The 26,145-nt window shown below is 42.0% G+C and carries 24 protein-coding genes; 12 read left to right on the top strand and 12 right to left on the bottom strand.

The genetic code is table 11. From position 1 onward, the window contains the following. Positions 1-19: 19 nt before the first annotated feature. From Q4546_RS05860 to envZ, 6 genes are all read left to right on the top strand, one after another. On the top strand, positions 20-646 hold the full coding sequence (locus Q4546_RS05860) for a DMSO/selenate family reductase complex B subunit (RefSeq protein WP_102475946.1): 627 nt from the start codon (positions 20-22) through the stop codon (positions 644-646). Positions 647-719: 73 nt separating this feature from the next. Further along, positions 720-1,310, top strand: coding sequence for a molecular chaperone (locus tag Q4546_RS05855; protein WP_102475947.1), 591 nt, complete (start codon positions 720-722; stop codon positions 1,308-1,310). A 417-nt stretch (positions 1,311-1,727) separates the two neighbouring features. After that, on the top strand, positions 1,728-2,204 hold the full coding sequence (gene greB, locus Q4546_RS05850; RefSeq protein ID WP_303445880.1) for a transcription elongation factor GreB: 477 nt from the start codon (positions 1,728-1,730) through the stop codon (positions 2,202-2,204). A gap of 301 nt (positions 2,205-2,505) precedes the next feature. Continuing rightward, the gene (locus Q4546_RS05845) at positions 2,506-3,276 is read left to right on the top strand and encodes a hypothetical protein (RefSeq protein WP_303445879.1); all 771 of its coding nucleotides are present in this window, start codon (positions 2,506-2,508) and stop codon (positions 3,274-3,276) included. A 195-nt stretch (positions 3,277-3,471) separates the two neighbouring features. After that, complete coding sequence (ompR, locus tag Q4546_RS05840; protein ID WP_102475949.1) at positions 3,472-4,197, top strand: two-component system response regulator OmpR; 726 nt, start codon at positions 3,472-3,474, stop codon at positions 4,195-4,197. A 23-nt stretch (positions 4,198-4,220) separates the two neighbouring features. Continuing rightward, complete coding sequence (gene envZ / locus Q4546_RS05835; protein ID WP_303445909.1) at positions 4,221-5,543, top strand: two-component system sensor histidine kinase EnvZ; 1,323 nt, start codon at positions 4,221-4,223, stop codon at positions 5,541-5,543. A gap of 64 nt (positions 5,544-5,607) precedes the next feature. On the opposite strand, the gene hmpA is transcribed toward envZ, so the two are convergent. From hmpA to Q4546_RS05820, 3 genes are all read right to left on the bottom strand, one after another. Beyond that, entirely contained in the window at positions 5,608-6,798 is a 1,191-nt protein-coding gene (hmpA, locus tag Q4546_RS05830; protein ID WP_303445878.1) for an NO-inducible flavohemoprotein, read from the bottom strand. Between the two features lie 236 nt (positions 6,799-7,034). Beyond that, the gene (locus Q4546_RS05825; protein WP_303445877.1) at positions 7,035-7,508 is read right to left on the bottom strand and encodes a peroxiredoxin; all 474 of its coding nucleotides are present in this window, start codon (positions 7,506-7,508) and stop codon (positions 7,035-7,037) included. Between the two features lie 104 nt (positions 7,509-7,612). Next, a complete protein-coding gene (locus Q4546_RS05820) occupies positions 7,613-8,152 on the bottom strand; it encodes a DUF2937 family protein (RefSeq protein WP_303445876.1) in 540 nt (179 codons plus the stop codon). Positions 8,153-8,653: 501 nt separating this feature from the next. On the opposite strand from Q4546_RS05820, the gene Q4546_RS05815 reads away from it, so the two are divergent. Then, the gene (locus Q4546_RS05815; RefSeq protein ID WP_076538443.1) at positions 8,654-9,178 is read left to right on the top strand and encodes a lactoylglutathione lyase family protein; all 525 of its coding nucleotides are present in this window, start codon (positions 8,654-8,656) and stop codon (positions 9,176-9,178) included. Between the two features lie 427 nt (positions 9,179-9,605). After that, complete coding sequence (locus tag Q4546_RS05810) at positions 9,606-11,477, top strand: methyl-accepting chemotaxis protein (protein ID WP_303445875.1); 1,872 nt, start codon at positions 9,606-9,608, stop codon at positions 11,475-11,477. 85 nt (positions 11,478-11,562) lie between these two features. On the opposite strand, the gene Q4546_RS05805 is transcribed toward Q4546_RS05810, so the two are convergent. After that, a complete protein-coding gene (locus Q4546_RS05805) occupies positions 11,563-12,468 on the bottom strand; it encodes a LysR family transcriptional regulator (RefSeq protein WP_303445874.1) in 906 nt (301 codons plus the stop codon). Between the two features lie 246 nt (positions 12,469-12,714). On the opposite strand from Q4546_RS05805, the gene Q4546_RS05800 reads away from it, so the two are divergent. Further along, positions 12,715-13,254 (top strand): NADPH-dependent FMN reductase, encoded by a 540-nt coding sequence (locus tag Q4546_RS05800; protein ID WP_303445873.1) that lies wholly within the window; start codon positions 12,715-12,717, stop codon positions 13,252-13,254. 7 nt (positions 13,255-13,261) lie between these two features. Here Q4546_RS05800 and Q4546_RS05795 read toward each other — a convergent pair whose 3' ends face one another. From Q4546_RS05795 to Q4546_RS05785, 3 genes are all read right to left on the bottom strand, one after another. After that, positions 13,262-13,795 carry a GNAT family N-acetyltransferase gene (locus tag Q4546_RS05795; protein ID WP_303411474.1) on the bottom strand — a complete coding sequence of 178 codons (534 nt, stop codon included), beginning with the start codon at positions 13,793-13,795 and terminating at the stop codon, positions 13,262-13,264. A gap of 73 nt (positions 13,796-13,868) precedes the next feature. After that, positions 13,869-14,531: a Bax inhibitor-1 family protein gene (locus Q4546_RS05790; protein ID WP_303445908.1), complete on the bottom strand. Its 663-nt coding sequence runs from the start codon at positions 14,529-14,531 to the stop codon at positions 13,869-13,871. Positions 14,532-14,591: 60 nt separating this feature from the next. Beyond that, positions 14,592-14,942: a DUF4870 domain-containing protein gene (locus tag Q4546_RS05785; protein ID WP_102439402.1), complete on the bottom strand. Its 351-nt coding sequence runs from the start codon at positions 14,940-14,942 to the stop codon at positions 14,592-14,594. Between the two features lie 622 nt (positions 14,943-15,564). Between Q4546_RS05785 and Q4546_RS05780 the strand changes: the two genes are divergently transcribed. Together Q4546_RS05780 and Q4546_RS05775 are read left to right on the top strand one after the other, a co-directional pair. Beyond that, positions 15,565-16,845, top strand: a complete 1,281-nt coding sequence (locus Q4546_RS05780; protein ID WP_368506615.1) for a sensor histidine kinase — start codon at positions 15,565-15,567, stop codon at positions 16,843-16,845. A gap of 11 nt (positions 16,846-16,856) precedes the next feature. Then, positions 16,857-17,393, top strand: coding sequence for a response regulator transcription factor (locus Q4546_RS05775; RefSeq protein ID WP_102439401.1), 537 nt, complete (start codon positions 16,857-16,859; stop codon positions 17,391-17,393). A gap of 75 nt (positions 17,394-17,468) precedes the next feature. On the opposite strand, the gene Q4546_RS05770 is transcribed toward Q4546_RS05775, so the two are convergent. Next, the gene (locus tag Q4546_RS05770) at positions 17,469-17,810 is read right to left on the bottom strand and encodes a DUF4870 domain-containing protein (protein ID WP_102530981.1); all 342 of its coding nucleotides are present in this window, start codon (positions 17,808-17,810) and stop codon (positions 17,469-17,471) included. A gap of 584 nt (positions 17,811-18,394) precedes the next feature. Here Q4546_RS05770 and Q4546_RS05765 point away from each other — a divergent pair. Continuing rightward, positions 18,395-19,846, top strand: a complete 1,452-nt coding sequence (locus Q4546_RS05765) for a methyl-accepting chemotaxis protein (RefSeq protein ID WP_102520293.1) — start codon at positions 18,395-18,397, stop codon at positions 19,844-19,846. Positions 19,847-19,974: 128 nt separating this feature from the next. On the opposite strand, the gene Q4546_RS05760 is transcribed toward Q4546_RS05765, so the two are convergent. From Q4546_RS05760 to Q4546_RS05745, 4 genes are all read right to left on the bottom strand, one after another. Next, the gene (locus Q4546_RS05760; protein WP_303445872.1) at positions 19,975-21,717 is read right to left on the bottom strand and encodes a sugar phosphorylase; all 1,743 of its coding nucleotides are present in this window, start codon (positions 21,715-21,717) and stop codon (positions 19,975-19,977) included. 62 nt (positions 21,718-21,779) lie between these two features. Then, positions 21,780-23,000, bottom strand: coding sequence for a glycosyl transferase (locus Q4546_RS05755; protein ID WP_303445871.1), 1,221 nt, complete (start codon positions 22,998-23,000; stop codon positions 21,780-21,782). 1 nt (position 23,001) lies between these two features. Next, complete coding sequence (locus Q4546_RS05750) at positions 23,002-23,853, bottom strand: mannosyl-3-phosphoglycerate phosphatase (RefSeq protein WP_102475956.1); 852 nt, start codon at positions 23,851-23,853, stop codon at positions 23,002-23,004. 296 nt (positions 23,854-24,149) lie between these two features. Beyond that, positions 24,150-25,985 (bottom strand): GGDEF domain-containing protein, encoded by a 1,836-nt coding sequence (locus Q4546_RS05745; RefSeq protein ID WP_303445870.1) that lies wholly within the window; start codon positions 25,983-25,985, stop codon positions 24,150-24,152. Between the last annotated feature and the right edge of the window lie 160 nt (positions 25,986-26,145).

The following is a 26,145-nucleotide window of genomic DNA, read 5'->3' as shown; positions in this document are numbered from 1 at the left end:
ACGGTAACGAGAAGATATTATGAATAATTCTACCCAATATGGTTTTCATATAGATACACAAAAATGTAGTGGTTGTAAGACATGTCAAATTAGCTGTAAAGATAAGAATGATATCGATATAGGGCCACTTTTACGCCGCACTTATAAGTATGGCGGCGGTAGCTTCCAAGAAGTCGCTGATGGCGTATACATTAATGACGTATTTGCTTACTACGTTTCTATTAGCTGTAACCATTGTAATACTCCTGTTTGCGTAAAAAGCTGCCCAACAGGTGCGATGCATAAGCGCCGTGAAGATGGTTTAGTCGACATTGCAACAGATCTTTGTATTGGTTGCTCTAGCTGTGCACGTGCTTGTCCATATGATGCACCACAGCTGGATACTCGACGTAAAGTAATGACTAAATGTGACGGCTGTAAAGACAGAATTGCACTTGGTAAAAAACCGTCTTGTGTTGAGTCATGCCCACAACGTGCGTTGGACTTCGACACTATTGACATCCTAGAGCAAAAATATCCAGAGGCTGTAAGAGGTGAAGCAAATCCACTACCAAGTAGTAGCATTACTGACCCTAACTTACTGATCACCGTTAATCGTTATAATGACCGCTCTGACGGTTCGATTCAAAACATAAACGAAGTGTAAGCCTTGTAAGTAATAAAGCATGGGTGGGTATCACCCATGCTTACTTTAAGTGAAAATAACTACAGAGATAGAAATGAACCAAGTCGACTTTGAAAATTCAGCTGCTATCTGTAATGTACTATCTTGTATGCTATTAAATACGCCTACTGAAAATATGTATCAACGCATTAACGATGAAATCATCTTAAACTGGCCTCAGCTGATCACGCCTACAGAAGATATTTGCGATGAAATGAAACGTTCGTTGAACAAACACAGTTTCACTGAATTGCGAAATGATTTTAACCAACTCTTTGTTGGTCCTGGCGTTAAATCGGCTTACCCATGGGGCTCTGTTTACACAGATAAAGATAACCTAGTTTGTGGGCAAAGTTGTGTTGAATTTGAACAGTTTTGCAAACGAAATAAAATCGACGTCACACCACCTCAAAAAGGGCCAAGTGATCATATTGGGTTAATACTTGCGGTACTTGCAAATTTGCTCAGTGAAAATAGATCCGATTTGGCATCTATGCTCATCTGCGATCACTTAAAGCCATGGTTACCTCAATTTATTCGATGTGTCGATACACATTCACAAACTGAGTTCTACCGCGGAGTCGGTCTGTTAATCGGTATCACTCTGAACGATTTACAAATAAAACTCCAAACAGAAAATTCATAAACCAGCGTCATAAATCAGAGTCATAAAACATTGGCTTAAAAAACAGCCAACAGATAGGACTACCATGAGAGCAATTAACCAAATTTGATTGCTCTTAATATTTTAAAAGCAAAGCTCACAGCATGCCATTCTGCGCAAATGTGGCCCAGACATAACCTAAAAGAAATGACTTGTAGCCATTATCAGCTAATGCATACTGTCCAATTTGGATCTGGATGCACAGCCAGTAAGCCCCCCCTCTTTCATATCACAACTAAAAATGGCTATGTAACGTATAACTTCGTAAAAATGCGTTTGCTGTCGTAAAAATGTTCACCTGCTAAGCTATTTTCATAAACTCATCATTACGCCATTGGCGATCCTCTTAATACCCAGTATATTTACCATTCGTTGATTCATTTATTCAAGGCTAGCAACGTGAAAACCAATCTCATCACCCCTGAAGGGATGACCAAACTCAAAACTGAGCTGAACTATTTATGGCGTGAATATCGCCCTGAAATCACCAAAAAAGTGACTTGGGCGGCGAGCCTTGGTGACCGCTCCGAAAACGCTGACTACAAAGAGAATAAACGTTTATTACGACAAATTGATGGCCGAGTGCGGTTTTTACGTAAGCGTATCGAAAACTTAAAAGTGGTTGAGTATGCTCCTGAGCAAGAAGGTAAAGTGTTCTTTGGCGCTTGGGTCGAAATTGAAAATGATGCTGGCGACACACTGGCATTTCGTATAGTTGGTCCCGATGAAATTTATGGCGATGCCAAAGGCTATATCTCCATTGATTCACCCATGGCGCGGGCATTATTGAAAAAAGAAATCGATGATGATGCCGTTGTTCCCACCCCCAATGGCCCCCAAGATTGGTATATCAATAAAATATCCTACACCGTTTAGCTAATAGAAAACCTCAAAGCCTCAAACAAAAGTAGAATTTTGCACTGCAAAGCATGCAGTTTAAGGCTGTTTTAGCGACTAACATTTGCCCTATCGATATATTTAACTAGACTTAAAGTTGTATTTATTTAGCTGGCCTTAACGATATATAGTGCTTTAGCGCTTAGTTTTTAATCTTGGTTCAAGCGCTGATAATAGTACTGTCTATAGCCAAATCGCTGAGCTTTCAAGCAAAAGTCCATTCACCCCCTAATACCTGCATGGAAGCGAGCTTTGAATAAGATGAATAAAAGGATTTTTTATGTACAGTAAAATCTTTTGGGCTGTTGGACTGCTTGTTGTTAGCTTTAAGCTAATGGCGCTGAGCTATGTACCGCAAAATATTGTCGGTAACTGGCTCAATCAGCAAACAGATTACATTGAGCTATTACAAATCAATGAAGACGGCTCCTACCTGCAACTGGGGCTTGACCTACTCCAGCCTGAAAATAGCTTTGCCGAATGGGGCAGTTATACCTTATCTGAAAGCAGCAACTTTGCTGACTTACCGCTGATCATTAGTTTTAACCCCACCTTCAGTAATAATCCTGCAGAAGGCTTGATAACATTGCTCACTGACCGTAGTAAAAGCCATGTCTATATCAATGCCAGTGCCGAGCGCTTACAGCTCAATATGGACTCCCAAAGCGACAGCTCAATTGATGTCATTATTGAATATCATCAGCTGCAGGCTCAAAGTATTGAAGGTTATTGGTACAATCAGGAGTTCGATGATTTATTTGCGGTATTGATGCTCAATAATGGCTTGTATGTGCAATTACAAATCAACTTGGATCATGATGATGAAAATACCGGCATGGAGTGGGGTCAATATCAACACCAAATGGACTCAGGCGAAGTCTACTTTCAAGCTGAATACGATGATAACCAACAAATCGGCTTTAACCGCTTAAATGATATCGCCGCTGCCGCGTTTAATATTAAGCTGCACGATAACCAGCTTATTTTTTTATTGGACAGTAATGATGATGGCGTGATTGACTCCTGTTCAACCTTATTGCGTAAAAACTGATTTAGTTACAATTTCCCTTAATCAATTTAATGCCATTAAAATCACTTTTTTTCATAGACTTAATCCTTGTTATTGATCATATTACCCCTCACAATTAGCAAACAATTCATCCAGCGCTTGTTTGCACTCTTATAAAGTCGCTATATTTAGCTTAATAACTGTATTTAGTGCCGAAATTTAGCCAAAGGATATGTCATGGGCCAAGAAACATCTAAAATTCTCGTTGTCGATGATGACATGCGACTCAGATCATTATTGGAACGTTATCTGCTGGAGCAAGGTTACCAAGTTCGCAGTGCAGCAAATGCCGAGCAAATGGACCGCTTATTAGAGCGAGAAAACTTCCACCTGTTAGTGTTAGATTTAATGCTTCCCGGTGAAGATGGATTATCGATTTGTCGCCGCTTACGCCAACAAGAAAATCCCATTCCTATTATTATGCTGACCGCCAAAGGCGACGAAGTTGACCGTATTATTGGTCTAGAGCTTGGCGCTGATGATTACTTACCTAAGCCGTTTAATCCGCGGGAATTGCTCGCACGTATTAAAGCCGTTATGCGCCGTCAAACGGCTGAAGTACCAGGTGCGCCAGCGCAACAAGAAGAAGTCATTAGCTTTGGTGAGTTTTCCCTTAACCTCGCCACTCGTGAGATGTTTCATGAAGATAAAAGCATTGCCTTAACCAGTGGCGAGTTTGCGGTATTAAAAGTGTTGGTTTCACACCCTAGGGAGCCACTATCGCGGGACAAACTAATGAACCTTGCCCGTGGCCGTGACTACTCTGCACTTGAGCGCTCAATTGACGTACAAGTATCCCGTCTGCGCCGCTTAATTGAAGTCGATGCTGCTAATCCCCGCTATATCCAAACGGTTTGGGGTTTAGGTTATGTGTTCGTGCCTGACGGCACCGCTCGAGGTTAAGCCTTATTAGCCAAGCTCAAGCCATAAAACTGAAGTGGTGGCAGCGTTTCCTGCCACGTAATTCATTCAGTCAAACCGTACTATTAATTGGTAGCTTGCTACTGATTAATCAGTTGGTGTCTTATTTATCTGTGACGGTTTATTTCATTAAACCCAGTTACGAACAAATCAATCAACTGATCGCACGGCAAATCAACTTATTATTTATTGATGGCGTAGAGATCAGCCGTGAACACCTCACCATTGTCGATGCCCTAAACGCCAAAGTGCGTGACGATGAGATGAAAGTCTATAACCAACAAGGCGCCATTGAAGCTGGGGTAGACAGTGCGACCTACTATGGATTTTTATCTGCACAAATGTCTGAGTATTTAGGCGGAGAAGCAGAAGTGCGCTTTTCCCAAGGGACTCAGTTAGAAGTGTGGATCCGTCCACCTCAAGCCACCTCGGTGTGGATTAAAGTACCGCTGACTGGCATAAACGAAAATGATTTATCGCCACTGACCTTATATTTATTGGTTATTGGCGCCTTAAGTGTCGCTGGAGGCTGGTTATTTGCTCGGCGTCTTAATAAACCACTTAAACGCCTACAGCGAGCGGCCTTTACAGTATCAAAAGGGGAATTTCCTGCGCCATTGCCCTTAAGCGGCTCTTCTGAAATCGTTGAAGTGACTCACGCCTTTAATCAAATGTCTCACAGCATGAAGCAGTTGGAGCAAGATCGCGCGCTATTGATGGCGGGGATTTCCCACGATTTACGCACACCACTGACTCGTATTCGCCTAGCATCTGAAATGATGGTGGAAGAAGATCAATATCTAAAAGATGGCATCATCACCGATATTGAAGACATGGACGACATCATTAATCAGTTTATTGCCTATGTGCGCCATGACCAAGAAAGCGCCCGGGAACCCAATGATATCAACCGCCTTATTCGCGAAATCGCCCAACAAGAAATGCATCGACAAGGTGATATCGAGCTGCAATTGCAAGAAGGCCCTATGGTGTCCTTTCAAAGTGTGGCCATTAAACGGGTATTAAGTAATCTTGTTGAAAACGGCTTTCGCTACGGTGGCGGCTGGATAAAAATTAGCTCAATCCATAAAGCCAAATACGTCAGCTTTATTGTTGAAGATAATGGCCCTGGTATTAATGAAACTAAAATTGATGAACTATTCCAGCCATTTACCCAAGGCGATAGCGCTAGAGGCTCTGTGGGTTCAGGGTTAGGGTTAGCGATAGTTAAACGTATTATCGATAGGCATCACGGTAAAATCCTCCTTAAAAACCGCCCAGAAGGCGGGCTGCATGCCCAAGTGTGGCTGCCTATTAGCCGTCATTAATACCCAAAAATAAGCATAAAAAAAAGCGACTCATAGAGTCGCTTTTTTAGTTAAGCCTCAGCCATTATAAATCAGCATGAGGGCCAAATACTTCATAATGCAGTTGTGATTCTGGCACATTAAGCGCTAATAATTGCTGCTTAACGGCTTTCATAAAACCAATAGGACCACAGAAGTAATATTGCCCATTGGGTAACATATGCTCAGCGATTTTTTCGAGTTCTACAGTACCTTCAAAATCAAAATCTTCTGCTGGTAAATCCTGTGCTGCTGGCTCACGATACCAAACATAGCTTTGCAGCTGCTCATTAGCGATTGTCTTTGCCTTAATTACCTCTTTAAAGCCATGTACTGCGCCATTATCACAAGCATGTATCCAAGTGATGTTATTTGCGTATTTTTGAGCAATAAGCTGGTTTAACATGCTCATCATCGGCGTTTGACCCACACCTGCTGAAATCAGTATCACAGGGCTTTCTTCTGCTATCAGCGAAAAATCGCCCGCTGGCGCAACCACCTCAATGACATCACCTTGCTGATAATGATCATGGAGCAGATTAGATACTTTACCGCCCGCTTCTCGCTTCACACTGATGCGATAAGTATTGCGATTAGGCGCATCTGATAACGAGTACTGACGAATTTCTTTAAATTCAAGTTCATCATGCTCAAGCGATACACTCAAGTATTGACCAGCAATAAAGTCGATCACTTCTTTACCATCTTCAGGCACTAACAAAAACGAAGTGATCAGCGTTGACTCTGGGGTTTTCGACTTTATGACAAAACGGCGAGTCCCTTCCCAGCCACCTTGAGCCTGTGCTGTTTGCAGGTAAAGCTGAGCTTCACGGTTGATGAAGATGTCGGCAAGAAAACTATAAGCCTTGCCCCAGGCCGTGAGTACTTCTTCTGTAACCGCTTCACCACCTAGCTCTTCTAAGGTAGCTAACAGGTGACCACCAACAATGGCATATTGCTCAGGTTTAATTAAAAAACCCGTATGCTTATGGGCAATGCGCTCCACTGCTGAGCCTAGCACAGCAAGATTATCGATATTTTTTGCGTATGCGGCCACCGCACTGAATAAGGCAAGCGGTTGTCCGCCAGAATGCTGATGGGTCAAGTTAAATACATCTTTTAACTCGGGATTATGTTCAAACATACGTTGATAAAAATGCGTCGTCAGCGCAGGACCAGCTGACTCTAATAAGGGAATGGTGCTTTTAACAACGTCAATCGTATGTTGATCTAACATAAACAACCTCTAATATGTATTTATAATGCATGTTTTGATAGATGTTAAACATGCATTTGATTTAGATCAATGTTTTTCGACTCTTTTATCCTTGAGTGATTAGAAAAATAGCAATTCAGTATAAGCCAAATAAAAAAACCAGCGACATCAGCGCTGGCTTCATTAATTGACGACTCATAGCTACAACTCAGGCATACAAATCAGCCAAGCTGATAGAAGCATTCTTACATGCAGTTTTACAGAGCGCTCAATATCGCTTCTGCAGTACTGACTTCAAAAGACTTTGGCGCTTCCACATTTAAGCTGGTTACCACACCATTATCGACAATCATCGCATAACGCTGGGAGCGAATACCGCCAAAGCCTGCGGTATCCATATCTAAACCTAATGCTTTGGTAAAACTTGCATCGCCATCTGCTAGCATCATGAGTTCACTGGCATTTTGCGCATCCCCCCAGGCTTTCATTACAAAGGCATCATTGACAGATACACAAGCAATGGCATCAACCCCTTTAGCTTTAAGTTGATCAGCAAGCACCACAAAACCCGGTAAATGCGCTTCTGAGCAAGTGGGTGTAAAAGCACCCGGTACAGCAAATAACACCACCTTTTTACCAGAAAATAACGCACTAACATCATGACTTACCATGCCTGTTGCGGTTAATTCGCCTAAGGTGCCTGCAGGTAACGTGTGTCCTTGTTCAATCATGGTAAATCCTTATTTATTGAATAATGTGCTCAACAGCATAGCGCTAAAGCAGCATTACAAACACTGAGTAACTGTATGGGCTTTAGCTGTTGTTCGCGTTGAGCTTATTGTGAGTTCACTTTAACCGATGTCGGTTTTAGTGCTCGATATGCATGTCGACAGCCTTTGCCACAACCCAGCAAACAAAGTTCACATATCAGTGATAATAAAAAACCGAGCACTAAACCTATGGTTATCGCCCGTGTATCGAGCATGATGGTATGGCTAAAGTTGTGCCATACCTCTTGGCGTATATCTTTCATTGGCTCAAATGCCACCTGTTCAAAACCACTAAAAGCCGTTTGATTGAACTGCATAAGTGCCCCATTTAGCAACTGATAACGTTGATAAATGGCTTGAATACTGTCGCCACCTGCACTAAAAACTTGGTCAGGGTTATGCTGATAATGGGCTATGAGCTGTTGAATATCACCAGCAAAAAATCGATCTGCATCTTGCTCAAACTCGGCTAAACTCAATTTTGCTTCTTGGGTATGAGCTTGCAATCGCTGACCATACTGATCAACAAAAGCAGGCACTTGCACGCCAAGTAATACCCCTGAGACAAATAGTATTAAGCGTAAATAATCGAATACAGATTTCATAATAGATCACGGCCTTTAAATGAGTATGACGGCTAAAACACTACAGTAAGTCGTTCGCGCTTCTATGTAGCAAACAGTAAGCTAAAAACTATATCTACCAGATTAGCCACAAATAGAAAGCGCTTTATCATTAAAAGCAGTTTACAGCCGCAAGCTTACCCGTGAAGGCACCTGCTCATGATCTTTGTTTAACCCGTAGGATTAATACGTCACTCAAAGCAAACCAACATTACATAATTTTATTGTTCCTATAAATATTGATAATTTTTCATTAAAACCTTGTCTGTATACAATTCGCTCATCAAATTTACACCAGTTAATGAGGAATGCACCATGAGCAACCACGATGACAGCAGCAATGCTAAAAGTAACGACTTAAACCTAGGCCGCAGAAACATGCTAAAAACAATGGGCGTGGGCGTTGCAGCCGCTGTTGCCGCCACTACTGCCGCATCGGTTATGGCAGCCACAGGCACTGAGCCAACCAAGCTTGCTGGCGCTATGGGTAATGATAAATTCAATACCAATAATCCCTACCCACGTACTTTTTCTCATATCGGGGTGTCAGTACCTAATCTAGAGGAAGCGGTTAAGTTTTATAGTGAAGTCCTCGGCTGGTACGTGATCATGGAACCTACCGAAGTAAAAGAAGATGACAGTGCAATCGGGGTTATGTGTACCGACGTATTTGGCGCAGGCTGGGAACGCTTCAGAATCGCTCACATGTCTACGGGCGATCGCATTGGCCTTGAACTGTTTGAATTTAAAAATCAGCAAAACCCTGAAGATAATTTTGAATATTGGAAAACTGGTATTTTCCACTTTTCAGTTCAAGATCCAAACGTTGAAGAATTAGCGGAAAAAATTGTTGCTGCTGGCGGTAAAAAACGTATGAAAGCACCACGTTATTACTTCCCGGGTGAAAAACCATACCGCATGATTTACATGGAAGATCCATTCGGAAATATCATCGAAATTTATAGCCACAGCTATGAACTACAATATTCTAGCGGTGCTTATAGCTAAATCGAGCTAAAAGCCAAAGCTCGGTAAAGGCTAAATCTAGGTAAAAGACAAAGGAGGCATTATATGCCTCCTTTTTTGATTTTTAGCTCACCGCTAAAGCTTAGCTTAGCTTAACAACAAGCCTGACTGTGACGATGAAAATCGATTACAGAAAACAGCATTTTGGTAGCTTTACTTTAAGTAAGCTTACTCGTGCTTTAAGCAATGCTCTATGGCTTTACCCATGGTTGACATTATGCAGTACAAATGAGCACCCCTAGTGACAGCAATGTTAACCATTAGATTGTGTCGATGTTTTTATAGTCAAGCAATTGCGTAACCTTGTAGCAATATCACACCTTTAGCAGCCCCATTGGCTAATTAACACCTTAATTTAGTTTAATAATACTAATGCCTGCCCACTTTTACTTTAATAACAACGACCCCTATGAAATCTTATTCATTAAAGCACAAAATACTTATACCTGTACTAATCGCATTATCGATGGTGATAACGCTGCTATCTTGGCTTAGTTACTCCAATCAAAAAACCATGCTTATGCAGACTAATCTTGAGCAAGTTCAGCGCTTAAGTGCTCAGCAAGCCCAAAGGATCAGTGAGTGGTTAGACAGCAGAAAAGATATCGTCAATGCGATGGGCGACAAAGCCAACAGCAACACACTTGATGCTTTGCTTCAGGCGAAGCAATCTGGTCGTTTTGAATCAACCTACTTCGGTAAAGCTTCAGGCGAAATGATAGATTCAGATCAAAGTATTGATTTCAGCGATTACGACCCACGTCAACGCCCTTGGTATCAGCAAGCTAACTCAGAACAACAATTAATAATAACCACGCCTTACCTTGATGCTTTTTATAATACTTTGGTTGTAACCCTTGCCACACCAACGATCAATGGTGTGGTAGCTGGGGATCTATCCATTAATGACTTGGTTAATGATGTCAAGCAAATGAAACTACCTTCGAACGGTTTTGCCATCATGATCCACCGAGACGGTACGGTTATCGCCTATAAAGACTCAAGTAAAACCATGGGCCATATCCGCGCCATTGATAACGACCTTGATTACAGCCTTTTGCAGCAAAATCGTCGCGCAAATGAACTCATGTCGATTCACTTCGCTCCTGAAGACAAAGATAAACTTATCTGGCTAGAAGCAATCCCTAATACTGACTGGGAACTTATCCTCGTACTTGACCAAGCAACCTTGGAAGCGCCACTTAAATCATTACTCCTGACCCAGCTCGGTATTGCTGCCATTATTTTACTGGTAAGCATGGTGTCTATTTCTTTGATGATGAGTCGCTTACTTGCGCCTTTATCAAAAGTGTCACAAGCATTAGCCCACATAGCTCAAGGCAATGGCGACTTAACCCAGCGTATTGAAATTGAGAGTAAAGATGAAGTAGGAACACTGGCTGAAAATTTCAACTTATTTGTACATAGTCAGCATCAGCTGATTACTCAAATCCGTCAGGTAGCTCATGAACTTGACCAAAAAGCGGATCAAAGCTTGGGCAATTCACATGAAGCAGCAAAAGAGCTACAAGTGCAGCAACAAGAAGTCACTATGGTTGCCACTGCCGTAACCCAAATGGCCAGTGCCACCAACGAAATTGCTTCAAATGCGGAAAATACTGCAGCTGCAGCGCAGCAATCAAGCACAAGTAGTTTACAAGGGCAAATTTTGGTTGATAACACTCGCCAGTCAATCAATTTGCTGGCAGATGAAGTCACTCAAGCCACTGATGTGATTGGCGATTTAAGCCGCCATGCTCATTCAATTTCAAGTATTTTGTCGACGATTCAAGGCATTGCTGAACAAACAAACTTACTGGCATTAAATGCCGCCATTGAAGCTGCCCGTGCAGGCGAACAAGGCCGAGGCTTTGCAGTGGTGGCTGATGAGGTCAGAGTACTATCTCGACGCACCCAAGATTCAACCCAAGAGATACATCAAACTATTGAAACCTTGCAAAAAACCACTTCAAGAGCAGTAAGCTTGATGCAAACCAGTCAATCCTTAGCCGCTAACAGTGTTACCGATGTTAATGAGGCCACTAACGCGATTGGTGAGATCACCCAAGCAGTAGCGTTAATTTCAGACATGGCGAGTCAGATTGCCACTGCTGCTGAAGAGCAAACCCAAGTCACCAATGAAATCACCCAAAATACGGTAGCGATTAAAGACGTCACCGATGAAATTAGCCTTGCTGCTGCAGAAAGCTTACAGCAAGCGCAAGATTTGAAGCTGCAAGCAAAGTCGTTAAATAATTTGGTGGCAACATTCATCCTGTAACAAGCCATTTGAGGATTAACACCAATACCTATAATGCTTGGTTATAGGTATTGGTCGGCGCCAATATTGGAGGCATTGATAAGTATTACTGACTAGACATATGCTCCACCAGCAAGTCGATAAAGCTGCGAACTTTTGGGGATAAATGCTTACGGCTGGGATAAACCGCATATATGTCGATTTGAGGTTGAATGTAATCTTCAAACAGTATGCTGAGCTGTTGCTTTTCAAGCGCTGCAGTTAAGTAAAATGAGGGTAATCGGCAAATACCGTGATGTTCGAGCACCATCGCCAGTTCCATATCGGCATTATTACAACCAATCACTTGCGCCACAGTTACCGTTTCAGAGCGACCATCAGCATGTTCAAACAGCCAGCGATCTGGCTGCTTTAAATTGCTATAGCAAATGCACTGATGCCTTGCTAACTCGCTGGGCACTTGCGGGGTTCCGTGTGTTGCAAGGTATTGCGGTGTTGCCACAACATGCGCATGAAATTGACCAATACGTTTACAGATTAAACTCGAATCAGTTAATTGCCCAGTGGCTCGAATCGCTAAATCATAGCCCTCTTGCACTAAGTCCACATGGCGATCGCTAAAATCAATGTCTAGCTTTACCTCGGGATACATGCGCATATACAAAGACAAAATGGGTTGTAAATATTGCAAGCCAAAGGTCACTGGGCAGCTAATCTTTAGAGTGCCGTTGGGGGTCATTAAGCTGCTATCGATCATATTAATTGCCGCTTGGGCATCGGCGACCATTTGCTGACATTGCTGATAAAACAGCTTGCCCTCGGCGGTTAAACTCAGCGAACGCGTGCTGCGATGCAATAATCGAGTATTAAGCCGCTGCTCTAATTTTGTGACAGTTTTACTGACATAAGAAGTGGAATGGCCGGTTTTTTCTGCCGCTAACGAAAAGCTCCCAAGCTCGATCACTTGGGTAAAAATCACCACACCATCAAATAGCTTTGTACCTTGATCCATCACGCTCGGCCATTGTTACTGCATTTGAGCCACTATAACGGCGTAATTCATTCCAATAAAGATTAAAATAGCTTAAAAAACCACTATTACGAGTCATTTGGAAACAATAAATATCCAACAACTAACTTAATCAATCCGCAAAAAAGCCGTACAGTAGCTGCATAAGTTAATAGCAAACACACTTTAGTCATCCATCGCTTTGGTTTTAGGTGTTTAAAATATCAGCGATTTAAATAAGGCAATAACATGAAAATATTAGCATTTGCAGCAAGCAGCAGTCGTCATTCAATCAACAAAACATTGGCACATTATGCCGCTAACTTAGCCGCTAACTTAGTCGATGGCGCGGAAGTAGAATTGTTAGATATTAACGATTATGAAATAGCATTATTTAGCGAAGATAGAGAAAAAGAGTTAGGCAAGCCTGCATTGGCACAAGCCTTTTTTGATAAAATCACCCAGGCAGATGCTTTAGTGATTTCATTTGCAGAGCATAATGGCTCTTACACTGCAGCCTACAAAAACCTGTTTGACTGGACATCACGTATTGATCAAAAACTATTTCAATACAAACCAACGCTATTATTAGCCACTTCACCAGGCCCTGGCGGCGCTAACACGGTATTAACCGCCGCAACCACATCAGCGCCCTACTTTGCCGCTGATGTAAAAGGCACTTTGTCGGTACCCAGCTTTTATCAAAATTTTGATGTAGAAACAGGTACATTAACGAACCCAGAACTTGCCGAAAAACTCACTCAAGCCGTCAGCCAGCTCGCGAGTTAACTCTAATTCAAGATACTCGATAGCGCTGTATTATTGCCGCAGCGTTATCTTGCTGATTTTTCTCATTGCTTTGAGTATCTAATTCAATTTCAGAATCAAGCACCCCACCATTGGCGATGATCATTTTTGCCGAGGCAAGATTGTGCTTATAACAATGAATATGCAGCTCATTGATGCCTTTACCCTTTGCCAATGCGATAGTTTGCGCCAGCAATTCAACCCCTAAGCCTTTACCTCGAAAACGCGGTCGAATACCGAGTCCAATATGGCCGCCACAATAACGAATATTATCATTGAGAGTTAAGCGTAAATTGGCGACACCTAAGAGCTCATCACCTTCCACTAACCAATAAGTTTCACTGGCCACATAACCTGCAGGTAAATTCTGCCCGCGGGCAAAGTCACTGATTTTTTCGAGCATTGCGCCAAAATCACTGTGGTCAAAATCAAGCGGAAACGGGTAGCGCTCTTCATCCCCTAGCTCGGTAATATAATCAATATAGCTTTGCTGGTAGTAGCCACTTGGCTTTACGAGTTGCAACAGGCTTCTCCTTGGATGATCTGACTGACACCAACAGCGCCTTATGGCTCTGTTGGTGTCGCCTTACTCGATTTTACTTACGACCCAGAATACGCAAAATTCTAAGGAACAAGTTAATGATATCCATATACAGGGCTGCAGCACTATCAATAGCATTATCTACTGTTTTCGGAATTTGATTGGCACGGCCCCAGTCATAGCCTATGTAGCCACAAAAAATCAGCACCACAATCCAATCTAATATGCCGTGATGAATACCAAACACGTATATTTCAATCAGCTCAACGATAATTACTAACAATAAAGCAATAGTTAGCGCACCAGCGATTTTGCTAAAAAACGCCGGAAATAACGTTCCTAGACACATCATGCCGATAGTCACTAGCCCTGTAATCCGAATGGCTTCTGATACTAATGCGGCATCATATTGGCTCACCACTAAATTAATAATGAAGCCAAATGGCACCACCACAAAGTTGTAGCCAGCAAAACTAACAATGGGTTTATCAGATGAGGAAAATAGATAAACACCCAAAAAGCATGACGCAAAATACCCGATAAAAAACACCCACGAATTAATATCTGCAATTGCTTGCGGTGAAATATTTGTCACCATCCACCAATTAACGCCAAAGCCCCAGCAGAGTGTTAAGCCAATAACAAGATTATAAAAAGTGGGACTGATCAGGGTGTCGTCTGTATTGCGACGGTCAAAAACATTACTTTCCACAACAATATCCTTTCGTTGTTAATAGACGTTATTGAGCCATTAATGGCTCAATAACTGACAGCAGATTTACTTAATTAATCGCAAAGTATATGGCACGCGAAAGTTATCACCTTTTGATGTGGCAATCGCGCCCATAATGCAAAAGACCAAATGACAAACGCCCAATACCAAGGTAAATAACACCCCAATTAAAATGAAAGTAAGAATGAACGAAATGAAATAACCAATGGTGGCAGTAATTGACCAGTTCAGCGCCTCTTTAGACTGCTCTCTAAGGTATGCATCATCTTCTTTGACTAGATACAACACCAACGAGGGGATAAACCCAAAAAAGATGGTACCAATCCAGCACAACAGCGCCATATTTTTACTATCTTGTGAAATTTCATTTATCACTACGTCGGTATTTTCGCTCATTATTCATTCCTTTATAGACACCCAATGAACCCACTAAAACTGGGTGCAAGACTTTAGCGGTATTTAGTATTTAGTATTTAGTATTTAGTTCGTAGCAAATAGAAAAAGTAATAAACACTATCCAGCAGATCTGAAAGGATATGATTGATATCCATATCAGGGCTTAAAATAGTTGTCCTTTACTATCTATATTGATACTTAATGCCCAATAACAGCTTGATTAAAGCATCACAGTGGCACTCAAGGTTTAAAATATAACCACGATTGATATTAGCAAGTCAAATTAACCTTTTAAAACAGAACGATATAAACCATATTATCGCTTTATGAGTTAATAATTTCAGCCTAGGTCATCGATACTGGGTAATTGATACTGGGCATTTAATACTACTGGGCATTGGATAACAGCATCATAGTTTGGCTTTTTACTATAAAAAGCTGGCGAAAAAAAATAAATATATTTCATTGATGCAAAAGGGAATACCGCCTAAAACGCTTGCTTTGCTCCTCCGCACAAAATAAACAAGATGTGATGTTAAAGTCTGCATAATTCAATTAATGTATCATCACTTATACCAAGTTATTTACCCCACTAAAAATAAAAAAGGTAAACAATAACAACGTGACCAATAATCAAATCAATAATAATAAAATCCACAATAATAACGTCGCAAAATCAGCGGCTTTAATGGACACGCCAACAGCACAACTATCCGCATTACGGCTCATTTATTGGCTATTAAAAATAGGCTTGATCTTATTTGCGACTCAGTTATTTGGCTTAACCGCCCCACCAATGGAACTCAACTTTATTCTTGCTGTTGAAGCTGTCTATGTCGCTATTGGCTTTCGCGTTCGTTACGCCATTAACCAAAACCAATTATTGTTTGCCACCTTATTGCTAGATACCCTATTTTGGATTATATGGCTGTATTGTACTGGTGGCTCAGCTAATGCCTTTATTTCATTGCTTTTATTGCCTATCGCCATCGCTGCTGTCATGTTGCCACAATGGGCCCCTTGGTGTTTGGCGCTTATTTCTACCGCCGCCTACAGTGCGATGATTTTTACTCAACCCGATCACAACATGCACCATGGTATGGACATGAGTTCCCACTACTTAGGCATGTGGTTTAACTTTGTTATTTCAGCATTAGTACTCACCACCACGGTGGCGTTTATTGCTAAAAAAATTCGCCAAAAAAACGCCCAATTACATTACTTGCGCGAAGCGCAAATGCGCCAAGAAAAGCTATTGGCGCTGGGCACAGTATCAGCACAAATGGCTCACCAATTGGCTACGCCACTGGCCACTTTAAGGCTATTATTAGAAGAGCTTGGCGAAGATAATCAAGCGGGTCACTTACAGCTTGAAATGAATAAGGCGCTGAATCGCTGCGAGAAAAGCCTAACAGATTTAAGGCAGGCCACCGAGTCTATTCGATCGGAAAAAATGCACTCGCAAACCGTGAATAATTTAACCAGTAGCCTGCAAGAGCAAGTTAATTTACTCATGCCTGAAATTCAGCTGTCTTTAACCCTGGCTGACAACGCTGACCGAGTAGAAATTCTCACCGATATGAGTCTATTACCGGCATTATTGGCATTAATTGAAAATGCCGCCAGAGCCAGTCAGGAAAATATTCAAACCCAAAAAGTAGCGATAAAAATCACCTTAGACAAACAAGTTGGGCTAAGCATTGGCATTTACGATTTTGGTGAAGGTATGTCTGAAAGTTTGCTGGAAAAACTTGGCCATAAAATGATTGAAAGCCCCAAAGGCTTAGGGATTGCAGTGTTATTAAGCCATGCCAGTTTTGAGCGCTTAGGCGGCAAACTAACCCTACAACCCAACCCAGAGCAAGGCATGATTGCCACTGTAACCTTACCCATAGAAAAATAGGCTTATTAGGTATGAATAACTTACTCATTATTGAAGATGATAGCGCCTTAGCCGCCGTGCTCGCCAGCCGCTTAAGCCGTCATGGATTTAACTGCGTGCAATGTAACAGTGCGGAGCAAAGCTTATTAAAAGCCCGCCAGCATGCACCGAGTCATATTTTATTAGACATGAAATTGGCCGATAAGAATGGTTTAGCGTTAATCACCCCGCTGCGCCAATACCTGCCTAACGCATTAATCGTATTACTAACAGGCTACGCCAGTATTGCCACTGCAGTTGAAGCCATCAGATTAGGTGCCGACAATTACTTAGCCAAACCCGTTGATACCCAAACCTTATTAAACGCCCTCAATGTTAGCCCCAATGAGCAAAATGAGCCGTTATTGTCTGAGCAGCCGATTTCGCCCAAGCTACTAGAGTGGGAGCATATTCAACAGGTTCTGACCGCCAATAATGGCAACATTTCTGCCACGGCAAGGCTATTGGGGATGCACAGAAGAACGCTGCAACGTAAATTACTGAAAAAGCCCATTACTGACACGCGATAAAGGCCCTAGTGGCTGCTATATACATTTTTCAGCCCCTAAAACTGTCACCATGGGATTTGACTTCAGTTTACTTAATTAATCGCAGGCTAAGGGCACGCGGAAACTGTCGCCTTTGGAGGTGGCTAAAGCGCCTATGGTACAAAAGACCAAATGACTGATAGCCAATACTAAAGTAAGCATGACTCCCATTAAGCTAAAGAAAAGCATAAACCCAATACTATAACCAACGACACCAGTGAGAAACCAATTCAACGCCTCTTTTGATTGTGCTTGGATATAGTCATCATCTTGTTTCACAAACAACAATACCAGCGCCGGAATGAAGCCGAAAAACAAGGTGCCAACCCAACATAGTCGCGCCATATTTTTCGCATCTTGGGTAATTTCATTGATGACTAATTCCGTGTCTTGGCTCATGGATAATTCCTTTATACACATCCAATTCGCACTGTGAGTGCTAGGTACAGAACTGGTGTATGAGTTTAGTGGCGTTTATTAAAAACATTAAAAGTGAATACAAGAAAACAGCAATGAAGGTCTGATAGGAAGTCATCGATATCCATATCTGGCTTAAAATAGTTATCCTTCACTATTTGTACTTTTATTTGTATTTGTGTTTGTGGCCTAATTACCGCTAGCGACAAAGTAAACCAGTAAAATTAAGTTTAAAATATAAGCAGCGCCGCTGGCAATAAGTCAAACTAGCGACTTTAAAACCCCATGATAAAATAACCATAATAAATATAAGATCTTAATTCCCCCTTCACTACAGCTTATCGACCATTTCCCCCCTCTGTTTTCAATCAGCTATAAACAACATTTTGATTAAACTTTTGCCGCCAATTGCCGATATATTTGTATGGCGCTTTCTTTTGAGAATGAAGTCATAAACCTAATGGTTTAATGCTGGGATCAAACGCAATTTATTCACCTTCAAATAACGTTGCGATTCTTTTTTATTTGTAAGAAATCCAGAATATGGCTTGCGCCGAGGATGTAACATGAAACAAATTAGCTTTCGCAAAGTCGATGCAGTACTAATTAAACTCAGCCTAAATGGTAAATTTTGGCTGGTATGTTCGCTCGTCACCTTACTTACCACCGCCATTGCACTGACAAATTACTTTAATAATAAGGCCCACATAAATCAGGCATCGCAACAATTTGCCCAAACAACTATTGATGCCTATGCCCACAGTGCCAATGCCCAAAACTTATCAGGCGATGCACTGGCTGATTTTGCCCGACAAATAAATGCCTCTGTCGGTTATATGAGCGCCACCAAACGCAGCGGCGATAACATTACTGTTAGCGCAGCTGTAGGTAATCAAACCCTAATAACCACCCTTAATGTCGCCCAATTCGAAAGCACAGCCAAGTCAGATGCCAGCACTATGTTAATGATGGCCTTGTTGAGCTTATTGCCCTTGTATCTTATTTGCTATTGGATTTCGACCTCCCTTGGTGGCGGCTTATGGGATATGTATATTGCCATTAAGCGCCTTGCAGATGGCGATTTAAGCCAGCGACTTAACTTTTTTGGCAGTGATGACTTTAGTTTAATCGCCCGTGAAATTGATCGCAGCGCCGATAATATGAGTGAAATGGTGTCAGCCATTGCAGTTAATGCTGAAACACTAGCTGGTGCTGCGGTTGAGTTTAATCAACAGGCGCAACAAAGTGAGCAGTTAACCCAGTACCAACATGATTTTTTAGATACGGTATCAGTTGCTATGGCGCAAATGACCGCAGCCATTGAGGAAGTATCCCACAATGCCTCGAATACCTCTGAGCAGACTCAGCTCAACTCAGCCCAAGCTAATAACAGCCAGGTGCAAATTACTGAAGCCGTTACCCGTATTAGCACCTTAACAGGCAGAATTTCAGAAGCCTCAAGCTCAGTGGCTGAGTTATCTACCGCCGCCGCTAATATCGGCGCTGTGGTCACCACCATTAACAGCATTTCAGAACAAACCAACCTGTTAGCCCTAAATGCTGCTATTGAAGCGGCTCGCGCCGGTGAGCAAGGTCGAGGCTTTGCCGTGGTTGCTGATGAAGTGCGCACCTTAGCCAGTCGCACCCAGCAAGCCACGGTTGAAATTCAAACCATGATTGAGGGACTGCAGCAAGACACTAATACTCTTTCGCACATCACCACCGATATTGTGGCGCAGGCAGATAAAGGCCGTAATGCCATTGAGTCTGTCGGTAACGATGTGGATCAAATGGTTGGCTCTATTAGCCATGTGTTTGATATGAGTAGCCAAATAGCAACCTCATCAGAGGAGCAAAGTGCGGCAGCGCGAGATATTGCTGGCCAGCTAAGGGATATTCGAGGCCAAGCAGAAACCATCAAGGATAGTGCCCAGCGCTCGGTCAGTCTCGCCACCAATTTAAATGACTCTTCGAATAGCTTGGAAGGTATTTTAAAGCAGTATACTTTAGCGAAATAACAGCACTTGAGCGAAATAACAGCACTTTAGCTAAAAAATAACGATATAAAAAGTGACCCTAAAGCAAGGTTAGCCCTTTGCTTTAGGTTGCTGATTTTAAGCAATTTATCTTTTAAGCGGTTTTTACACTAAGCCACGTTACTGATCCACACCGTTTGATAGGGCTCAAGTAACATCACTGCGTTAATGTCTGCAATCACCTCACCATCAATGAGATCAAACCAGGTTTCAGTGCCAATTAAATTCAGTTCAGCCAACGGCAGCTCCATCACTTGATCGGTAATATTACTGATACAAAAAATACTTTGTCGTCTATCACGGCTTTGACGCCAGAAACCAAATAACTGTAAACCTAAATGCAACGTAAACTGGGTCGCATTAGGGTTAAATGCTCGCTGCCGTGTACGAATACTAATTAGCTTAGTTAATGATGCCAGCACTTTACTGTGCTGATTATTATCATCGGCTAGTAATCGACTTAGCTCTTCATAGTCCCAGCGATGACGGTTAATAGCCCGGTTATGGGAGGTATTGGCTAGCTTTTCATAATCATTGCCAGTGCCTAACAAGCTATGAATATAAATACCTGGTATGCCCTCAAGCCCCAGCATAATCGCGTGGGCGCAGCTAAAGCGAGCTAAACCAAACTCATCTTTACCTTTCACTGTGCCTTGTAAGGCGTCAATTAAAGCAATGTTCATTTCATAGGGCTTTTGCTCCCCCTCTTCAGAGGTGCGGCTAGATATTTTGCCGCCAAATGACACCATGGTTTCCACTAGGGTGTTAATTTCATCCTCATCTAATAAGCCTTCAGCAGGTCTTAGCCCTACACCATCGTGGGAGGCAATAAAGTTAAAGTAAGTGGTGCCGTCCTGCGCGGGCGGCATACTCATCTGCCAACGTTTAAGGTATAAACAACTGCCAGTGATCAAGGTATTAATCAATAACGGCGGCAATGAAAAGTTATAAATACAATGGGCTTCGTTAGCATTACCAAAATAGGTTAGGTTTTGGGTATTGGGTATGTTGGTTTCGGTGATCACCACCGCATTATGTTCCGCATGCTCAATAAGGGTGCGTAGTAATCTAATCACTTCATGAGTTTGCACTAGATTAATCGATTTAGTGCCGACGATTTTCCATAAAAACGCCACTGCATCTAAACGGAAAATATTCACGCCTGCATCAAGGTATTGTCTGATGATCTTCACAAACTCCAGCAGCACTTGCGGGTTTCTAAAGTCAAAATCCACTTGGTCATGACTAAAGGTGCACCACACATGCTGCAGACCTTTAGCGGTATCTGTGGGCCTTAGTAAATCAGATGTCCGTGGCCGCACTACCGCAGATAAATCATCCTCAGGCTTAGCGGTAAAAAAGTAATCATGACCTAGGCCCTCACCTTTAATGAAGTTTTGAAACCACGCGCTACGGCTAGAGCAGTGATTAATCACTAAATCAGACATTAATCTGCGTTTGTTGGCAATTAACTCAATATCCGACCAATCACCTAAGGCATCATTGACACTTGAGTAATCAATTACAGCAAAGCCATCATCCGAACTATAAGGAAAGAATGGCAAGATATGCACCCCATTGATGCACTCAAGGTAGTTATCCATAAATTCTGCAAGAATGGATAACGGCTTTTGCCCCTCTTGAATAATGCTATCACCATAGGTGATCATGATGACATCGTGCTGCGACCAATGATTGGCATAGGGATGTGGCTCATCACAATCGACACTAATATTCATGGTGTTAATCAATTGCTCAGCAAGATCATCCACTGACACATCTAGTGTGATATCTTGATAAATACAACCTAACTGCTGAATTAGCTTTTGCTTAAGTGCATTAATGTCTGCCATTTTGACCTCTTCAAACCTGCGAGCTTGCCCTGCTCGCGGGTATCCTAAAATCTCACTCATAATTACATAAACTCTGCATTATCAGCCTCTACCGCTTCTTTGAGCTGCTCAAGCACATCAGGCATAGCGCTGATCACCCGGCTCCATGTTGGCATAAAAGGGGTTTCCATTGGGTTATCAAGAAAACGCTGCCCAGCGGTCACAATATTTTGGGCAAACATTTCTACGGCTTTTTCTTCAGTATGGATATCGGTGGTGAGCCCATTCATAAGCGCATCATTATGGTAAGTTTCCACATAATCGAGGGCGATACGATAATAGGTCGCTTTTAGGGTTCTAAAGGCTTCGGTACTAAAGGTTTCCCCTTGGGTAGCCAATTTACGATAAAACGCCTTGGTGATATCAATCGACATTTTTGATAAGCCCGCTTCCGCATTATCTAGGGATAAATCCTGATGTTTGTGATCGTAATTATCCGCAATGTCCACCTGACAAATACGGTTATGAGCATAGTTACGATGCATCTCACTCAGCACCCCAATCTCTAAGCCCCAATCACTGGGAATACGTAAATCGTTTAACACATCACGTCTAAATGAAAACTCACCGGCTAATGGATAACGAAAGCTGTCCATATATTCTAAATAATCATTATGACCCACCACTCTTTGTAAGGCTTTAATCAATGGCGTGACCAATAGTCGAGACACGCGGCCATTAATTTTGCCGTTGGACATGCGGGCATAAAAACCTTTACTGAACTCGTAATTAAACTGTGGATTGGCCACCGGATATAACAATCTTGCCAGCAGGGATTTTTCATAGGTGACAATATCGCAATCATGCAGTGCCACTGATTCCGTTTTGCCGGACGCCAAAATATAACCCATGCAGTACCAAACGTTACGGCCTTTACCGAGCTCTTTCGGCGCAAGGCCCAACTCACTTAATTTAGCATCAAGGGCTTGCAGTCTGGGGCCGTCATTCCAAAGTACTCTATGGTGTTGTGGCAGCTGATTAAAAAAACCCAGCGCCTGTTTATATTGCTCTTTATCGGCCCTATCAAGCCCAATCACAATTTCATTTAAGTAAGGCACGTCTTTTAATTTACTAATAATTGCAGGTAAGGCTTCACCCTCTAGCTCTGAATACAGCGAAGGTAAAATCAGCCCTAACGGCCGCGTTTTAGCAAATTTAAGTAAGTCCAGCTCCATCTCTTCATGGGTACGCTGGGTCAGATTATGTAGGGTAGTCACTATGCCATTTTGGTAAAAATCAGCCATGTTATGCCTCCTCAAGCTTCAATGATGTTGAAGAATTTGGGTTTAAAAACAAAGCTTCTAGGCATTCTGCCCAGCCTTTAGGGCCGTATTGGCTACTTTGAATCGGTGTTGATGTGGTATCGATTTTTGGAAAAGTATGAGTGGGAGATTTAATTTGAATGGCAATATCAGCCGCCTCTAGCATGGCGCTGTCGTTACCACTGTCACCGAGGGCAATGGTTTGCACGCTGGTTTGATAAGCATTGGCATATTGCTGGGCTAACCAGTCCATGGCGCGGCCTTTATCTGTATGGCCGCCAACATGTAAGAAACGCCCGCCTTGGAGCATATTCGCGCCTAGGCTATTCATATGGGCCATAAAGGCTTGCTTTCGAGTGTCATCACCGGTCCACAATAACGGCTCAGAGTAATGCCTTACCAAGGCCAGAGTGGCTTTTTCTGGGGTTAAATCCGTTAGCTCACAAAGCTCTTCGGCTGTCAGAGATGAAAAACCAAGGTAATCTTCTGTAAATGCTTTGGCCTCGGTTTCCAGTAAGGTTAACCAATGGCTTCTTGGCTCACAAAATTCTTTTACCCAATAATACCCTTGGGTAAAGGTGTCTTGAGGCTGAGTGTCAAAGTAACCAATGGGAATGTAGATCACTGCGCCATTTTCTGAAATAAACGGTGAGTTAAAACCAATGGTTTGCTGAAACTTTTCCATTTCGGCAAACGTTTTACTGGTATTAGGGATAATAGGAATTTGCTTTTCATTTAATCCTTCAATTACCGCTATTGCGCTGGAGAAACTGTAATCAAAGTGATCAAGTAAAGTACCGTCCATGTCTGTAAATATTAGCGGTCTTGTGGTCATATTTATTCCCTTCCATTACCTAAACAATTATTCAACTGCCTAAAAATGTTTCAGGTTACATGCCAGCTTTTGGCGCTTTGCACTAAAATGGTTAGAAACTAAACATTAGACACTGAATTTATTGATTAAATAATTTATCCGGAGGGAAAGAACACATTAAAAAAAACACAGAAATGGATCATAAATGCAGGATTTTGAAACAAACTTTGCACCATTACGGTGCAAAGAGAGCGTTAAAGGTTAGCTAATTACACTTGCTAATAGGACTGCATTAGCCAAGCTGTTTTTGGTAAGGGTTATGCGCACTCAGCAGCAAGGTGCACTTTATTTTTACCTGCATATTTAGCTCGGTACAGTGCTTCATCTGCTATTTTTGCTAAATCAAATAATGACTTAGTGCTATCAATATTATTTACCACTCCCATGCTCACCGTTAAATCAAGACTAATATTGTCAAAGTGAAACGCTCGAGATGCTATGCCGTGACGCAAACGCTCTGATATCGCAAAGGCTTGATCCATATTAGTATTGGGTAACACTATCAAAAACTCTTCACCGCCGATCCTACCTATCAAGTCACTGTTTTTTAATAAGGCTTTTGCTCTTTTTGACAGCGATTTTAGCGCAAGATCGCCCACATGATGCCCATAAGTGTCATTAATGGTTTTGAAGTTATCAATATCAAACAGGATCACTGCCAAAGGTTGCTGTTTTTTTGCCGCTTTTTCAACGAGGCTCTGACCTTGGGTAAAGGTTTGGCCACGATTATAAAGCCCGGTAAGAAAGTCAATTTCTGCACGAAATTTTAACGATCGCCGCGAGAGCAATAGGAAAATAATCAAGGTTAATAACACCACAGCAGAAACAAAAAGTAGCATCAGATTAAGCTGATAAATACGCTCTTTATCTTCAACTGCTACCAAGTTTAATTCATTAATAGCAAGCCTATTCGCCAGTAATTGATTTTCAAAATTGACCAATTGGTCATTATGACCAAGCGCAGAAATGATAACTTGGTTGCTAATGACGCTTTGGTGCGCCTCCCTTTCTAAATCAATGACATTAAGCAGCGTATTAACGGCCTCAATGGGCTTAGCCTCATCCATCGCAATTATGGCATCGGCCTGTAAAATCATGCTTTGCTGGTTTTGACTAAAGTGTTTATCTTGTTTGAATGCGCGCGCCATTTCAGCCGCTTTTACTGCATCACCAATTCTTAAATAAGCTAACGCCAGATATAAGTAATTGCTGGTTTTAAAATAACTTTCTTTGGAAGTGTGGTGTAATGCAACCGCTTTTTCTAAATGCTCAATAGCAAGGGGAAAATCATTCATTCTTAGCGCCACGCGGCCGCTATTTAGATGCGCGAAAAATAATAAATCTTTGTAATCTTTAGCTTCATTGGCCAAAGTGAACTGCACCGTCAGGCTTTTCTGAGCTTTATCCCAATCCCCTAGCTTTAATGCCTCGCTAAGCATATTGTGTTGCATATTGAACATGTCTTCTTTGTCATTAATACGCTGCCAAGTCAGGTAGGCTTTTTCAAAGTTTTCATACCCTTGTTGATGTAATCCCACACGCCGATAAAGATTACCTGTCGCATTATAAATCAAAGCTTTACGGTTTAAGTTTAGCGCACTACTTTTATCAACGACTGTCAGCGCTTCGCTTAATAAATCAATGCCCTGTTGAACCGTAGTAGGCTCTGTATAACAAAAAGCATTTTGAGTTAATGTCTTAGCGAGTAATTCTGAGTTGTTATGCTGACGAGCATAATGGAGCGCGAGTGTTCTATCTTCACAGTAAACCGCAGGATCGTTAGTTTGGAGATATTTAGCAAAGGAGCGCTCTAAGTAGCTATCAATTAAGATATCAGTCACCGCCAAAGAGCTAACCAGCGCGATACCTTTATCATAACTGGCTATAGCTAATTCCAACTGGCGAGTTTTTTCGTACTGCTGGCCATAAACAAAATAATACTTTGCTTGAGATTCAGCATCAAAGTTGCTGCCTGTAAGATCAAATTGGTCTAATAACGCAATCGATTCTGCAGCAGAAAGCCCTTTAATTGATTGTTCTAATTTGAGGAAAGCATCATTGGCAACAGCACTCAAGCTTGCTAAAAAAAGCATACTGCACAGCCATGGGATAAATCTTCTCATCTACAAACAATCCATTTTTCGTTAGCTAAATAGCACTTTTGTAGTATATCGACTTAGGCGTAATATGGAATGGCTTCGCAACAAAACTCACAACCACCTACAAATTGATACAAATAGACTGACAGAACTG

Origin of the sequence: Shewanella sp. 4_MG-2023, assembly GCF_030548015.1 — a bacterium.
Lineage (GTDB): Bacteria > Pseudomonadota > Gammaproteobacteria > Enterobacterales > Shewanellaceae > Shewanella.
This window is presented reverse-complemented; position numbering and strand designations above follow the sequence as displayed.